This window comes from Pedobacter sp. B4419, assembly GCF_059693725.1.
Genome location: NZ_JCASSL010000001.1, coordinates 162,500 through 179,583 on the forward strand (window position 1 = coordinate 162,500; position 17,084 = coordinate 179,583).

General features: G+C 41.4%; 7 protein-coding genes, 1 tRNA gene and 1 pseudogene. 6 read left to right on the forward strand and 3 right to left on the reverse strand.

Annotation, left to right across the window (positions count from 1 at the left end):
• Nucleotides 1-46: 46 nt before the first annotated feature.
• Complete coding sequence (locus tag AC570H_RS00585) at nt 47-4,126, reverse strand: hybrid sensor histidine kinase/response regulator transcription factor (RefSeq protein ID WP_497350629.1); 4,080 nt, start codon at nt 4,124-4,126, stop codon at nt 47-49.
• Between the two features lie 351 nt (nt 4,127-4,477).
• On the opposite strand from AC570H_RS00585, the gene AC570H_RS00590 reads away from it, so the two are divergent.
• From AC570H_RS00590 to AC570H_RS00605, 4 genes are all read left to right on the forward strand, one after another.
• The gene (locus AC570H_RS00590; protein WP_497350631.1) at nt 4,478-7,777 is read left to right on the forward strand and encodes a SusC/RagA family TonB-linked outer membrane protein; all 3,300 of its coding nucleotides are present in this window, start codon (nt 4,478-4,480) and stop codon (nt 7,775-7,777) included.
• Between the two features lie 14 nt (nt 7,778-7,791).
• Nucleotides 7,792-9,555, forward strand: a complete 1,764-nt coding sequence (locus AC570H_RS00595; RefSeq protein ID WP_497350633.1) for a RagB/SusD family nutrient uptake outer membrane protein — start codon at nt 7,792-7,794, stop codon at nt 9,553-9,555.
• 83 nt (nt 9,556-9,638) lie between these two features.
• Nucleotides 9,639-11,591, forward strand: a complete 1,953-nt coding sequence (locus AC570H_RS00600) for a heparinase II/III domain-containing protein (RefSeq protein ID WP_497350635.1) — start codon at nt 9,639-9,641, stop codon at nt 11,589-11,591.
• Nucleotides 11,592-11,822: 231 nt separating this feature from the next.
• Nucleotides 11,823-11,896 (forward strand) — tRNA-Ala (locus AC570H_RS00605).
• Nucleotides 11,897-12,141: 245 nt separating this feature from the next.
• Here AC570H_RS00605 and AC570H_RS00610 read toward each other — a convergent pair.
• Both AC570H_RS00610 and AC570H_RS00615 read right to left on the reverse strand, forming a co-directional pair.
• Nucleotides 12,142-12,339 (reverse strand): hypothetical protein, encoded by a 198-nt coding sequence (locus AC570H_RS00610; protein ID WP_497350637.1) that lies wholly within the window; start codon nt 12,337-12,339, stop codon nt 12,142-12,144.
• Nucleotides 12,339-12,911 (reverse strand): hypothetical protein, encoded by a 573-nt coding sequence (locus AC570H_RS00615; protein ID WP_497350639.1) that lies wholly within the window; start codon nt 12,909-12,911, stop codon nt 12,339-12,341. The genes AC570H_RS00610 and AC570H_RS00615 overlap by 1 nt, the downstream gene beginning before the upstream one ends.
• Nucleotides 12,912-12,957: 46 nt before the next feature.
• Between AC570H_RS00615 and AC570H_RS00620 the strand changes: the two are divergent.
• Nucleotides 12,958-13,023, forward strand: a pseudogene (locus AC570H_RS00620) (SEC-C metal-binding domain-containing protein); the annotation flags it as partial.
• Nucleotides 13,024-13,071: 48 nt separating this feature from the next.
• Nucleotides 13,072-16,764, forward strand: a complete 3,693-nt coding sequence (locus AC570H_RS00625) for an anti-phage protein Upx-like protein (protein ID WP_497354885.1) — start codon at nt 13,072-13,074, stop codon at nt 16,762-16,764.
• The last annotated feature ends 320 nt before the right edge of the window (nt 16,765-17,084 follow it).

A 17,084-nucleotide genomic window follows, 5' to 3' on the forward strand; every position in this document is an offset into this window, starting at 1 on the left:
GTATTGCGCTAGTCTTAAATCGTTAACAGTTAAAAATATAGGAAAATTACTGCTCCTCGTCTTTTGTCAGATTTCCTAAATGCGCCGTCGGACTTTTTCCAAACTGCTTCTTAAATTCTATGCTAAAGTACTTACGATCGTTAAAGCCAACGCTGTAAGCAACTTCTGCAATGCTACCCATACCGGCTTTCAAAAGTTGGTCGGCTCTTTTTAAGCGCATTGATTTGATAAAGTCATTAACAGAAAGACCGGTGAGGGCCCTTATTTTTTTATAAAGGATAGGCTGGCTCATGCCAATTTCTGAAGCCAAGGTAGGCACATCAAATTCTGGATCGGCAATATGGTCTTCGATCATCCGAATGGTTTTGTTCAGGAAATTCTGCTCAGTAGAGTTGATGATCAGCTTTTGAGGTTCCAGCGTAATGACTTGGGCAAATTTTTGCCTAATGGTTTCCCTCGCCTGTAAAAGATTATGCACGTTAAGCGTCAATATTTTAGGATTAAACGGCTTCATGATATAGGTGTCGGCACCATTTTCAAATCCGTTAACCTGATGGATATAGGCAGACCTGGCCGTTAGCAACACTACGGGGATGTGACTGGTTCTTTCGTCGGTTTTCAATTTTCTGCAGAGTTCCAGCCCATCCATGTTTGGCATCATTACATCGCTTATAATCAAATCAGGCATTAATTCTAAAGCACTTTCCCAACCTTTTAAACCATCTTCTTTTTCTATGATATGATAGGTGCTGTCGAGCAGGTTTTTGATAAACAGCCTTACTTCTTCGTTATCCTCTACCAATAAAATGGTATATTTCTTTTCTAAGACAGCAGTTACTGTAGGAGTAGCAGTTACAGTGTGGGTAGCAGTTGGTGCTATTTCAGGGCTCTCTTTTTCAATTGGCTTTGGCTGGTAATTGGCTGCATCATCGTAATAAACATAGTCTCTGATAAAATCGGTTGGCTTAAAGTGGTCTTTTCCGGTTTTAAGGCTAACGTTAAAGCAGGTAAATCCAGCCTTGCCTGTCTCTTGAGGCGTACTTTCGAAATCAATTTGGCCATGATGCAGTTCTACAATGCTTTTCGAAAGGGAGAGCCCTAATCCGGTGCCAATATTTGTACTGGGGTTCGCCTGGTAAAAATCGGTAAATAGGTTGGCTTTTTTATCTATCGGAATGCCTTTGCCATTATCGGTTACGTGGATATTTACCCAAGCGTTTTCCTGTTCGATGTGGACACTAATTTTTCCGCCAGTGTTACTAAATTTAAAGGCATTAGACAGCAAATTGAACAGCACTTTTTCCAATTGCATCTTGTCAAAATACAGTTCTATTTCTTCTTGATCTGTCTCAAAAACGTAGGTAATCTGCTTAGCAATGGCCATGTTTTGAAAAGCCATGAAAATCTCCTTGCTAAACTTCACCATATTGCCCGGACTGATCTGCAAAGTCATTTTGCCTGTTTCGGCCTTTCTAAAATCGAGCAGTTCGCTCACCAGGTTCATCAAACGATCAGCATTGTTTTTGATGGGCTGGAGCTCTCTGTTTAATGTGGGATCGTCTTTTGCATTTTCGATGAGCTTGGCCAATGGACCTACAATAAGCGTTAAAGGCGTACGTATCTCATGAGAAATATGCGTGAAGAATGCGAGTTTGTGCTCGTTGACTTCTTTTTCTTTTTTGAGCAATGCCTTAATCAGCAAATAACGCAGCAAAAGCAGCAAGATGCCAATTGCCAACGCCGAATAGATAAGGTAAGCCCACCAGGTTCTGTAAAAAGGAGGCAAGACCTTTATTGTTAAATTGGTGGTATTGGCTGTCCAAACTCCATCGTTATTGCTCCCTTTTACCATTAAGGTGTAATTGCCCGGCGATAGATTGGTATAACTGGCCGAAGGTACGTTTACGTAATTCCAGTTTTTTTCAAAACCCTCCAATCGGTAGGCGTATCGGTTTTTATCAGATTTGATAAAATTGAGAATGGTAAAATCTATGCTGAAAACGTTTTGATCCGAATTGAAAGTAATCGATTTGGCATGGCTGATATTGTTTTGAAGCAATCCATCTTCATTGTCCAGGCTCACCGGCTTATTGAACAGCTTGAGGTCGGTAAAAATGGCTTTGGGTACCAGTTTGTTTGCTCTAATCTGCGATGGGAAAAAACTGATCAGCCCATTGAGACTGCCAAAAAAGAACTCGCCTTTTGAATCTTTTAACGCAGAGCGATAATTGAATTCGTTGCCCGGCAGGTCATCCTCAATATTGTAGGTTTTAAATGTGCTTTTGGCTGGATTATAATTGCATAGGCCGTTGTCGGTACTGATCCAAAGGTTCTGTTGCTCGTCTTCCAATATGGCCATGATGTTATCGCTGGGCAATCCGTCCTTTTTTGTGGTGAGGCTATAGCTTTTGCTTTGAACATCCAGCTTTAAGAGGCCTCTCCTTAAAGTCCCAAAAAACAAGTTGCCTTTTTTGTCTTCGGCAATGCAGTTGATGCCACCAAGACTAAATTTTTCTTTTGCAATAAGGGCATCATTAATGTTGACAAAGGTGTTCGAGTTGGCGCGCATCAAAAACAATCCGGCGTTAGACGAAACCCAGATATTTCTTTTAGAATCTTCAAAAATGTAATAAATGGCTGTCGATTTGCCTATGGAATTATTGAGCTGGAACTTGCTGTTACCAGGATCAAAGGCATTAAGGCCACCGTTGGTACCTACCCAAAACCGGCCGTAACTATCCTCAAATAAGAATGTTATTTCGTCATTGCTTAAGGAAGTAGGATCGTTTTTCCGATTCATCAACCTTTTGAAGCCCTTGCCGGGCATAAAAAGATTGAGTCCGCCGAGGTGCGTGCCCACCCAAATCCGGTTTTGTCCATCTTTCAATATGGCTTTAACCAAATTGGAGCTCAAACTGTTCGGGTTGTTGGGGCTATATTTATAATGGGTGTAGGTTCGGGTGCTTTGATCAAAGTAATTGAGCCCTTCGCCATCAGTTCCAATCCACAAATTGTGCTTGGTGTCTTCTATAATCGGACCTACCACATTGCTGCTCAAGCCATTTTTATTGGCACTTTTGTAAACCTTAAATGGAGTATAGTTTGGGTAGGCGATGTTAATGCCACCGTAATAAGTACCAATCCATACAATACCTTGCTTGTCTTGAAAAATATCATAAACCGAGTTCTGGCTTAAACTGGCTATGTTTTCTGGTTCATTTTGTAAGGTGCTGAAACTTCCTTTGGCTGGATCGTAAATATTAATGCCATGGATGGTCGCAATCCAAAGCTTTCCTTCCGAATCCATAATGATCTTGCGGATGTTATTGCTGCAAATACCATCAGGGTTTAGGCTCGAATAACGATAAGTAGTTATAGCGCCCGTGTTCAGGTCGAGTTTGCTTAAGCCAGTTTGCTTGGTGCCTATCCATAAGTTTTTGTTTTGATCTTCAATGATGCTGGTTACATGATTGTCGTTGGCCAGGTTAATCTGATCGCTAAAAGGCTTGATGAACGTAAATCTGGCTTTGCCGTTTTTGATGTTGAGCTTCATCAGTCCGGTAGAGGTGCCGATCCAAATGGTTCCCTTGTGGTCTTCGGCCAGGGTATATACCCTTTGTTCAATTTTATCGCCCAAGAGAAAGTGCATAAATGCCTTCTTTTTGGGCAACCAAAGGTTAAGTCCGTTTCCGGTGCCGATCCAAATCCTGTTTTTGCTATCCTGAAAAATACAGGCAATACTATTGTTGCTAATAGAAGAAGGGATAGTATCCTGATGGACAAAACGCTCGAAATTGTCTTTGTTTTCGTTGTACCTGTTCAAGCCTGCAATGGTGCCCGCCCACAGGGTTCCATCCTTTGCTTTTAACAGAGAAACTACATAAGAATCGCTTAAGGCATTTGAATCTTTTGTATTGCCTTTATACACCTTAAAATTTCTCGAATTGTATTGGTTAAGGCCAAAACGGGTGCCAAACCAGATAAAGCCATTGGCGTCTTGTGCAATGGCCAGCACAGCGCTTTGCGAAAGGCCATCTTCTACATTGAGGTGTTTAAAATTATAATCGTGCTGAGCCCGCGCAAAAAATGCGAAACACAATAAAAATGCCAGGGGGAGCAGTCTCATCTTTAAATTATCATAGGGTATCGTAAATGTACAATTATGTTTCTATCTACAAAATGGTTTTCGCCCTGATTGCCCAAGCCCAATAAAGCAGGAGTTGATGTTCAGAAATGTATCATTTTAGAATTTTACCCCTATTTATTAAAGATTTTACCCCTTTTGGTAAGTATTAAAACAACAATTTTGAGTAAACCAAATTGAAAACCATGATCCCCGTCAAGCTGATACGGCTATATATAGCCTATGAATCCCTGTGCTTGTTGCTATCACAACATCGAGTAATCTCCTACACCGGTCTTATTCTTCCAGACCTTATCAATAACCAAATATCCAAAATGAAAAAACAGAACAACTATGAAAAAATGCTACAATGATTTTAAGCTAGAACAGTTAAATGCCGGTAACCGCTGGCTTTCGCGAAAACTGTTTTTGATGCTTTTCTTATTTAATTTAATGGCTTTTACAGCTTTTGCACAGGCGATAAAAGTAACGGGCACGGTTAAAGATGCGCAGGGCGGACCTCTGCCTGGCGTAAGCGTGAAGCTAAAAGGCGAAACGGCTGCCGTTGTTACAGGCGCAGATGGAAAGTTTGCCATCGGCGTTCCGTCTAAAGAAAGCGTGCTGCTCTTCAGCTTTATTGGCTATGAAGCCAAAGAAGTTACGGTTGGCTCTTCGCCTACGCTCGATGTAGTTTTACAGGAACAAAACAATACCTTAAATGATGTGGTGGTTGTAGGGTATGGCGTGCAGAAGAAGGTAAACCTCATCGGTTCTGTGGCTACTATCGATGCCAAGGCCATAGAAAACAGGCCGGTAACCAACCTGTCGTCGTCTTTGGGCGGTTTAAGCTCTGGTGTTTTTGTAAAGCAGGGGTCGGGCAAGCCGGGTTCTGATGGTGCAGCTATCCGTATTCGTGGAACCGGAACATTAAACAGCAACAATGCCTTGATTATCGTAGATGGCATTGTGGGCAGCATGGATGCCGTAAACCCTAACGATGTAGAAACGGTTTCCATCTTAAAAGATGCAGCCGCGGCTTCTATCTATGGCTCATTGGCAGCCAATGGCGTTATCTTAATCACCACTAAAAAAGGAAGCAAAGGCAAAACTACGGTAACTTACAGTGGCTTGGCCTCTATAGCTAAACCTGCGAACTTGCCCACTTTTGTAACCGATTATGTTACGCACATGCAATTGGTGAACGAGGGTTATCGAAATTTGGGTCAGACTGGAATTTATACCGATGCAACCATTGCCCAATGGCAAGCGGCAAATGCCAATCCTAATGGCTTAACGGCGCAAGGTATCCCGAATTACATTGCCTACCCTAATACCGACTGGGGAAAAGCGATTTTCGAAAACAACCTGGTGCAGCAACATAACGTTTCGTTGAATGGCGGTTCAGAAAATACACAATACCTGTTGTCGGCCTTTTACCTGAATAACCCAGGCACAATGGCCAATACGGGATCTGATAAGTACAACCTGAGGATCAACCTGCAATCTAAAGTGGCTAAATTCTTAACGGTAGGTACCCAAACTTTTGCCTCTTATCAAACCTATGGCTTGGCCAGTACAGATAATGCCTTCAACTTTTTGCGTCAAACTACCCCAGGTGTTTACCCCTTATATAATGGAAAATATGGTTTCCCGGCTGCTGCGGAAGAATCTTCTACCGCAAACAACATTGTGCAGTACTTGTATGGCACGGGAGGTGCTGACAATGAAACCCGGATCAATACGACTGTTTTTGCCAAGTTTGATATCCTGAAAGGCTTGAACTTCCAGAGCCGTTTCAACTTTCAAACCCGTCAGGAAGAGTTCAATACCCATTCGGTTACTTTTGAGAAGTGGAATTTTGCCAGCAACACGCTCAAGCAGGCCGCTACAACGCCCGATCAGCTGAGCACGAATTATGGCTTCAATAAAAACTATGCATACACGATAGATAACAGCCTTAATTATACCACTACCATTGCCAAGGTGCATGAGCTGAGTGTGTTGGCGGGTTATAACCAATATTATTACAACTACTATAACTTCGGTGCCAGCAAAAAAGGCCTGATTGATGAAACCATTACCACTTTGGGCTCGGCAACTACGCTCACATCGGCCTCTGGCGATGAATACGATTATGCCATGCGTTCTTATTTCGGCCGTTTAAACTACACTTACAACAATCGTTATTTGTTAGAAGGCGTTTTCAGGTATGATGGTTCTTCAAGATTTTCTTCCGAAAACCGCTGGGGCTTTTTTCCAGCTGTATCTGCCGGGTGGCGTATTTCTGAAGAACCTTTTATGCAAGGGTTGAATAATTACATCGGCAATTTGAAGTTAAGGGCTTCTTGGGGTAAAACAGGTAACAACGCTTCTGGCAATTACGATTACCAAGCCGTTTATGGCGCAACCAATTATTCTTTCAATGGCTTGCAGTCGTCGGGATTGGTGTCTACCAAGTTTGCCAACAACAACCTGAAATGGGAAACCACTACCACCACCAATATTGGTTTAGATGGAAACCTGCTTAAAGGTGCTTTGACCTTCGAAATCGATTGGTACAAAAAATATACCGATGGAATTTTGTTTACCCCAACTATTCCAATCACAACCGGAACGGCCACGGCAGCTACCCAAAACATTGCCGAAGTATCCAATAAAGGCATTGAGGTAACCTTGGGTTATATGGGCAATATTGGAAGCTTCAAGTATGGTGTTTCGGGTAATTTCGCCTATAACTATAACCGTGTGAACAAGTACAAGGGGATTTTTCAGGCAGGCTACACCACCGACGCTGCTGGCAACCGGGTGTACACCTCAAACCTGGGCGGTGTTTCCAGTGGAGGCGCCAACCGGATTTTAGAAGGTCATGAAATTAACGAGTACTACCTACAAACCGTTTACAAGGGCAATGGAAGCTATTTTGTAGATGGCAAGGTAAATGCCGGTGGCGGACCAAAAGACGGAATGATCCGTACACCTGATGACATGGCTTGGTTAAATGCGATGATCGCCGCGGGCTATAACTTTCAGCCGGCTGGTGGTGTAGGCAAAACCAAAATCTATTACGGCGATTTAATCTATGCGGATAACAATGGAGATGGACTTTACGGAAACTCTTTCGATGCACAATTTCTGAACAAGTCTTCTACACCAAGATACGTGTATGGCCTGAACCTGAATATGTCTTATAAAAACATCGATCTGTCTATGCTATGGTCGGGAAGTGCAGGCATGTGGTATTATTGGAATGCAACAGGCTATAACAACTCTATCGTTTCGTTGGGAAATGCAGTGAGTACTTTAATTGCCAATGACCATTACTATTACAATGAGGCTAATCCGAATGATCCGGCAAATAACATTACGGCACATTACCCGAGGTTAAAGAATACCACCGATGCGCAAAATGCGGCCGTGGCAAGCGATTTCTACTTGTATAATGCTTCTTACCTTAAACTTAAAAACCTGCAGATTGGCTATACTTTGCCAGAACACATTAGCAAAAAGGTAGCGATGAGCAGGGCAAGGATTTACGTGTCGGGAGAAAACCTGTTTACGATTACCAACTATCCTGGGCTCGATCCAGAAATTGGAGCGGGTGTAGGCTATCCAACACTTCGCCAGTATTCTTTGGGATTGAATGTTACTTTCTAACGGTTTAAAAGAAGATGAAAAAGATTATAACAATAATAGTGGCAATCGTTATCGTGTTAACGGGTTGCAAAAAAGACTTACTAGATACTGCACCTTATTCTCAGGTGGCATCTGAAACGATGTGGACAACAGATAACCTGACCGATCAGGGCATGACAGGAGTGTATGCCTTATTGAGGTATGGAAATGCCTCGGGTGGGGCATCGGGTTTGGAGCTTTACCAAATGGATTGTCTAGGCTTTACCGGTCAGACAAGTGGAGCGGAATCATTGCTTTCTGGAACAGTAACCCCAAGCAACGGCTATTTCAGTTCGCATTGGCAAAACCTTTACGAGGGAATCCAGCGGGCAAATGATGCGCTTAAAAATATTCCATTGAAATCGCCATCGGCTCCAGAAAAGAAAGCCAGGTACATTGCAGAAGCCAAATTTTTAAGGGCTTATTTCTACTTGAGGCTAAATCAGCTTTATAAGGGCGTCCCTATTTATTTGGAGCCATTTACGGCTGACGAAGCCAAAAAAGGAAGGGCTACAGAAGCCGAAGTTTGGGCACAGGTGGTCAGCGATTTAACGGCTGCCATTGCCGAACCTAACCTGCCTGATCGTTATGTAGCCGGCAATGCACTTTACGGCCATGTAACCAAAGGCGCAGCCTACGCGCTACGTGGAAAGGCTTATTTGTATATGGAGAAATGGGATTCGGCCGCTGCCGATTTCCAAAAAGTAAAAGATGCAGGCTATGGATTGTTTAACAATTACGCTACCCTTTTTAAAACGGCCAATGAGCAGAGCAATGAAATGATTTTCTCTATTCAGCAAATTGGTATCGCCGGATTTGGTTCTACCACACAGTTTTATTGTGGTACCCGTTCTTCTTTTGGCTCCTGCTGGAATACCTATCATGTATCGCCAAACCTGGTGGATTTATATGAAAATGCAGACGGTTCCAAATTTAATTGGGACGCAGTTTTGCCAGGTTATTCTGCATTATCAGTGGCCGAAAGAGAAGTATATTTTCTGCGCAACAACCTAACGCCTGCCGAAATTACGGCCGCTACAACAAGAGGGGCAAAAATGAGTTTGTACCTTCCAACTGGTAATGAAGCCAGGATTTTGCAGGCTTATGCCAACCGCGATCCTCGCTTGGCCGCCAACGTCATTACGCCTTACTCAACTTATTTGGGCGTATTTAGCGGGGCAAATGCTGTGGTAACTTCAAGATGGCCTTACCGCTCTGAAGGAGCAACCAATGGCGATTTGCGTACGGATACCCAAAGCTTGTTCTATTACCTGTACAGGAAATATGTGTACGAAGGCAATGCCGAAACCCCAGCTAGAGATTATGGTCCGACCGATTTCGCGCTGATCAGGTATGCCGATGTATTGTTGATGTGGGCCGAAGCCTTAAATGAGCAGGGCTTGGTTGCCGAAGCCATGGCAAAAGTAAATGAAGTGAGGGCGAGAGCTGGTGTCGCTATATTGCAAAATACGAATAGCGCATTGCCAACTTTTGTAAGCGATCAGGCGAATTTAAAAGAGCGCATCCGCAACGAAAGAAGGGTAGAGTTTCCTAATGAGGGGATCAACTTCTTCGACGAAATGAGATGGAAAAGCTGGAAAGACAAAGTTTTTTATACTGGTAATGGTGTAAAACAAGCTTGGGGCAAAGTGGTTTATGCCTATTCGTTTAAGGGAGATTACCTCTACAACTGGGCAATTCCGGCAGTTGAAATTGAACGAAATCCAAATTTGAAACAAAATACGGGTTGGATAAATTAAATTGGTTAGTTAGGCTGTCAAAATATTGACGGCCTTTTTATGCTTACAGATTTGTTTTATTTTTATCACATAACCTATCCCCAATGAACATCCCCAATATGAAAAGAACCATTTGCTGTTGCCTCATTTTATGGAGCATCGCCTTGAATTTAAATGCCCAGAAAGTGGTGAAAAGAGATTGGCTTATGGAAGCCTATCAAAAGAATTATGCGAATGGCAAGGCTTTCCCCAATCTTTTAAACTGGCAAAAAGAGCAGCATTCAAGTAGCCTTGCTCATGTGGCCAATTTGCCCGATTCCGTCAAACAGCGGATTTTGAAACAGGCTGAGGCTGCGCTCAACTATAAATGGCCTTCGCTACCTGCTAGCTTATACCTAGACTATAAAATTACCGGAACCCGAACCACCTACGAAAATTTGGTGAACGAACGTCGCAGAACACTCTCTTTGCTTGCCGCAGGCGAGTTGATCGAAAACAAAGGCAGGTTTATTCCCCAAATCGTAAACGGACTTTGGCTTGTTTTAGAAGAGAGTACCTGGGTGGCGCCGGCACATATTACCGTGCAGAAGGAGGGTGCAGATCTGCCTAATATCGAAAATCCATATATAGATTTGCATGCATCAAGCACGGGACTTACCGTCGCCACCATTTACAATATGCTTTCGGCAAAGTTTGCCAGCTATTCTAAAGTGGTCAACGGACGGATTGTTTACGAGCTGAACCGTCGCCTTTTTGATCCTTACCTTAAATACGACCATTTTTGGTGGATGGGCTTTAAGGGCAATTCTGTTAACAATTGGAACACCTACGTGAACAGCAATACCTTGCAGGCGGCTTTATTGGTATTGCCTCCGGGCAAAAAGCTCGATTCGATTAGCGCCAAAATATTAAAAAGCACCGATAATTTTATTAATCAATATCCAGAAGATGGGGGTTGTGACGAGGGCCCTTCTTATTGGGACATGGCCGGTGGCCGATTGATCCGTTTGCTGTCTTTGTTGAACAAAGCCTCAGATGGCCAATTGAATTGGAATGATAAGCCATTGCTGCATCAGATCGGTACCTATACTTATAAGATGCAGATCAACGGAACCTATATGGTTAATTTTGCCGATGCCTTTCCAACCTACACGCAAAATCCCGAAAGCGTTTACCAATATGGGTTTTTGTTTAAGGATGAAATGCTTAAAGGGTATGCCTCGTTTTTGTTCAAGGCAAGGGAGAAGCAAATTTCGGCCAATGACATTACTGATTTTCTGGCCATTGCGGCAGCCTATAAAGATTTGGACAACACGCCGGCCAAGGCACCCTATCCTCTTTATTCGGCGCTTCCAGATTTACAGGTTTTTAACGCACGTGCAGTTGCCGGAAGTACCAAAGGTTTCTTTTTCGCGGCGAAGGGGGGTAATAATGCCGAAAGCCATAACCATAACGATATTGGCAATTTCATTGTGTATCATGATGGCAATCCCTTGTTGATAGATGCGGGTGTAGGGGTATATACCGCCAAGACATTTAGCAGCAAACGCTATGAACTGTGGAATGTACAATCGCAATGGCACAATTGCCCAACTATTAATGGGGTACAGCAAAAGGATGGAAAGCAATATAAGGCGGAGGGCTTTAAGTTTAGCAATACCGCTAGTCTGGCTACGGTTTCGATGGATATTGCCAAAGCCTATCCCGCTGAGGCTGCTGTTCAAAAATGGGAACGGAGCATTAGCCTTAACCGATCGAAAAATATGATCAATTTAACCGATGCTTTTGTACTGAACAGCTATAAGGCACCGTCTGAACTCAATTTTTTAACTGCTGTCCCAGTTGAATTGAAACCTGGGAAGCTCATCTTCCAAGATCGGGGTGTGGTCCTGAATTTTGATGTCCAACAATTAGAGGCCAAGATAGATGAGCAGGTGATTGATGATGAGCGGATTGCCAAAATGTGGGGCAAGAAAATCTATCGCATCCGATTGGTGACCAAAGGCAAAGAAACAACAAATAGCTTTAAATTGTCTATTGTGGCCAATAAAGATTGAAAAGCTGTTTAATTGCTATTGTTTATTTATTATCTATGACATATGGGCGGTGGGGACACCGCCCATTAGCTCGTGCTAGAGGCGGGTGTCACCACCCGCCTTATTAATCTGCAATATTTTACTCCATTTTTAAACAGTTTGTAAAACGTATTCGGTATTTTGTTGACTTATTGTTTGCATTAAAAAAACTAATTGCTATTTTTGCCAGCCCAAGGACTAAACTTGGGAAATGGGGGATTAGCTCATTTGGCTAGAGCGCTTGCCTGGCAGGCAAGAGGTGACCGGTTCGAATCCGGTATTCTCCACTTAACGGAACACCATAATACTGGTGTTCCGTTTTTTTGTGTCCGTAAATATTTGACAGTCAATAGGTTTTGATCCTCTGGATTTTGTGTTCGATTTTCTCCCCAAGTTTCCAAGGACTTTACAGGATGAAATTTGAAAAAATGTGTTGGTGCCACCTTCAGGGCGTTTGTTTTGTGTTTGATTTCCCGCCAAGTTCTCGGGTGTTTTTTGCGATGTGCCAGATTGTTCAGTGTTCTATTTTTACTTATATCTGAAAGAATATCCCTGGCATACGGTTCTTATTGTCCAACATAGCAGCATACACTGAAAGTTCAATCTTTACTTGGCCAACAAATTGAGTTTCATATTCTAAAAGCGTTCCTGTAACAGATTTGGCTTCACTTGCTTTTAATGGATAGCCTGTTATACCGCATTTTTCGAATTTTAAGCCTGCTAGGTTCATTAGCTAACAGGTTGAGAAAATAAATGGGCAACATTAGGCTCTAAATTGAGCCATTCATCCAAAATTATGAGTGAGGAGTGCAATAACGTAAAATCCCTGGAAACATCTGGCTGGAAATTACCGTTAAATTTTGAGCCGTGAAAAAGATTGTTTCTTATGTCACGAATATGGATATCTAATTTTTTTACATCAGAGATATTATCAACAAACACCCTGTCTATCCATATAATGACTCCGTTAGCTATAGACTGCTTTTGGGGTGGATGCTGGAGAATATAGTCAACAGCATCTTGTAGTTCTTGATTTTTTGCAGCATGGAAGTTAGCTTGTATTGTATTGGTAAAAACATCCCAGTTAGGTTCTAAATAATTTCCCGCTTGACGAGCGTAGACTATAGATGCCTTTAGTGCAAATTCAAATCTTGAAAAAGTAATGAAAAAGCGATGGATGGTCTTTAGACCTACCTCATCCATGCTTTGCGATAGATAATTATCAAAATCAACAGATATGCTCATAAAGCCCTTATTACTAGAAGTGTTATCCGTATTGAATAATAGCGTAAACTTAGTCATATCGCTTTAATTAAGTGTAAATTTGATTAACTAAAAAATATAAACTATGGCTCAGGGAAGGAATGAATTGTGTAACTGCGGAAGCGGAATTAAGTATAAAAAATGTTGTATGCTCCTGAATAGCAAACCTATAATTATTCCTCCCTCGAAGATATCGCCCATGAAGAACGAAAAGGAACCGTTTTTTAGTGAATATGCGACAGCTGATCTGTTAAAAGTTTTTGCAGCGCTGACCTTGTTGCCTGATAATTATGGCAAGAACTTTAGGCTGGAACAGCTAAGTACACACGCTTTAATTAATATCAACGGCACTAATCTGTCTCCAAATTCAGACGATATACGGAATTTTACTGAAGAGAACTTCGAATCAAGTTATATGGAAGATCCTTGTGTCAACCTGTTTACAGATTTGGTAACTTTCTTTGGGGGAGACTACTTACTGCTACCTGGAATTACAGAGAGTGGAGAACAAATGCTCACTAACTTGCTCACGGCAATTTATCAATGGCCTGACAACGATTTACCCGAACAATATAAAACCAATGTACATTTTGTGGCAAGACTCTTACTTCTAATAAGTGATAAGATTGCTAAAAAAGCCGGTCTACATCGTTATCAAGATGGCGAAGTTTCAAATGACTTATTAAAGATTCCCGGATCAGAAAAGCTTAATGAGCTTAAGTCTGCGGTTACCATTTCTAAAGCAGAAATGGAAGCTTTACTTGCGGAACATTCACTAGCGAAGGAAGCCCTTGATCTGTTTCTATTGAATCCAGCGGAGATAACTCAGGAAACGCTAGCAATGGAAAGAAATCCACTTTTGTATAAACCTATTGTGTACATAAATGATGAATACATAATTGCATCGCCCGCTACTATTGGCCTAGCTTTGACAGATTATATTTGGGCTAGTGCTGACCAAAGTGGTTGTGTGAAGGCATTAGGTGATGCTTACCACAGTGTTATATGGAATGCGATGCAGCTTTATCTCGGGCAAATCGGATTTAGCGGCGTTTATGTGAAAAACCAAGAGGGATTGGAAAATAAATGGTCCGGGTTTTACAAATTTGATGATGATAAAATTGCTTATATCACTTATGTAGCCGATAACGGATTTGGATATCATAAAAATCCTGAGCACGCAGTCACAGGTGCAATCAGCCCAGACGAAACTGCAAAGGCAATTGCGTTGTTGAAGGCAGATACTAATTACAATGCCTTCCAATATATGCAGCTTACACTGTTGTCGATGATTGGCAGAACCGTTTATTATATGCACAAAAGCCATGAGGAATTAAGAACAATTGTGACCCCAGTTTTTGACATAGAGGTAATTTGGCGATTACAAAATATCACAGCGATCGATCTTTGGAAGTTTGCTATTACCAGAGAAAAATTTACTGCACATCCCTTACCATCGCAATTTTCTGTTTTAGATTTACTTAAATTTTACAAGGAACATAATGACTCTTTCTATTATACTGATGAGAGTAAGCATCCATTGCCACCATTAAATTTTGGCGAATGTAAAGAGTGGCTAGCGCGGGCTAAGAAAAATAAGGATCCCCACTCGATATATTACGATAGAGAAGGAAGGATTGTTCCTGTACCTGTACAAAGGAAAGATATATTTGCTCCCGTATATCTTGAATTAATGGGACTCGCTGCTGGAGAACTTAAATTTGCGGTTGAAGGATTTCCTCAGCCTTTATGGATTGAACCATTTAATGTGCCAGATACTTTAAGTAAGGAATTAAAAGACATTTACTGGCAACTGGCCGATGCCGTTGCTTTTTGGCTTTGGCAAGTGCAAAAAGATTTATCTCCTTATTTAAATGATTTGGCTAGCCACCCTTTAGTCGTGACTTTCGAACTAGATGAGCCAACAAAGTTTGAAGATATAAAACTAGATTTCAAAAGGGAGGAAAACCTAGAGTCCTTTTTCAAGTTAGAGATTAAGGAATGGGGATTTAATATCGTTGTTCCGTTTCAGCTAATTGCATACCTATATGGTATTAATAATGAAGGAGAACGTGTGCTTGTCAAGAAGATTTTGGAAGGTTTTAACCAATTTCTAATCAGTAAAAACTTACCAGTAGTGTCTATAGAAGATTTAGAGGCCATGATTGAAAACAATGCGCCTCTAGGGATGAAGAAAAAATTCTTTATACTGGATAGTAGCGATAACTTGCTTTTTGATCCAAGGCAGCTAAAGGAACACAGATATGTGCAAGAATATGATGTAAGTAATGTCTTAGATCAAATTGTTCCTGCTCTTGGAACTGCAGTTCCACCAGTAGGGGAAATTGGCACTAAAGAGGAACGTCAATTATTTGCGAATAAAATAGCTACAGAGGTTCTATTAAATTTGTTGCGGGAGAAACTGAAACTATACAACACCCCTGACTTGCTCAAGATATTAATTGGAAAGCACGAAAGTTTGATACGTAAAAGGGAAGAAATCAGAATTCACACGCCCACTAGAATAGCATGTTTTGTTTCTGAGAATCAGCAAGCGGCGGATTTAGAAGAAAGTATGGGGAGGCTAAGCAAAACGACAGTGGCAATTAGGGGAATCATCGAGCATATAACTGCTGAGCCATACTATGGGACAAGTCCTCTTTCAACAACAGCAGTAGATGAATTGATAGGGATAATGGATCAGATCATTGCTTGGGGTTCAACCAGTGACCATATTTATTTTAATCTTTTTGATATAAGGATTGGGATATTAAAATCAGGAAGAGTTGGCACTGATAAGACAATTCATAATGACGTATTTGATCCATACCATAAGTCAAAGGCATCTGAAAACGTGGTGGACGCCATTGGAACATTTAAACAAGTATTTCCGCAGAATGACAAAGTTGAAGGTCAAGCAATTCCTGCTAACTTGGATGATGCATTCAAAACAGACTATGGGATAAGTTTCACCAGAATTTGTGAATTCATTGATGGGCTCGCTGTCATTGGCTTTTCTCAACCACAGGATTTTGTGAGTTTACCATTTGATGAACTTTATGACCAAATTAATCAAGGAGCATTTAAGTTCGAAAAAGATGAGTTTGATAATGCAGTTTCTTTCTTATCGCTTAATTATCGAGGTGATGTAAATAATGTACCCGAAGGATATCAGGATATAGATATCCAACCTTGGAGATTTAATAGGTTATTGTCATGGATGAGACGCCCTTTATTAATCATTGAAGAAAAAGGAATAAAGACTGCATATTGGGGAGCAAGGCAGGTGCTTTCCAGCAGAATCTATTTAGCGGAACAGTGCCAACTTGATAGATTTAGAGTTTTAAAAGGCGAGAAAGCGGTAAAGAAAGTGCTGGGGGAATTCGCCCAAATTAGAGGAGATGCATTAGTAAAGAAGGTCGTTGACTCAATTGATTCTAAGGACCTATTTATTGTTACGGACCAATTTATTGGCCCTAAAGATGAACATGAATTGAAAAATGTTAAACTGATAGGAGATATTGATGTTCTAGTTATCGATCAACAACTAAAACGTGTATCAAGTCTTGAATGCAAAGCTATGGCTCCAAGTAGGAATATCCGGGAAATGGTTGAGGAGTCAGGGAAATTGTTCGGTAGCCCTGACAAAAAGGGTTGGATAGATAAGCACATGGAAAGAGATGAATGGCTTAAGGCTAATCTTTCTCAGATAACGGATAAATACGGAATAGATGTTACAGACTATGAAGTGCAATCGTATTTTGTCACAGAAGAAGATATGTTAACCCCTTATTTGCGGGAAATGGATTTGCCACTGCCGTTTCTTTCGAGCTACTCAATCCAAAAGGATGGGTATCAGGCGTTGCTAAAAATATTGCCTAAAAAGTCTTAAGGAGTTTTACGAGCCACCCGAGCACTATCAAATGAATGATACTATCCATTCTGACACAGAAATGCTTTTTAGAGTTTTGGTCTTTTATTGCTTTTCGGGGCTTTCTTCTTCTGGTACTTGATTGTCAAATATGCCGGTTTTAGCTTTGGAGAAGGAGATATATCATCGTCGGCTAGTTGCGTATGAATAGAGGCAATTTTTGAAAGATCTTCGATAAAACGGTTCGATGTTTGTCCAGTTAAGTCCACATGAAAGGATGTCAATAATGGCATCCTTTTTTTTATGTTCAAGATTCAATTGGCGTTTTGCAAGTGAATTGA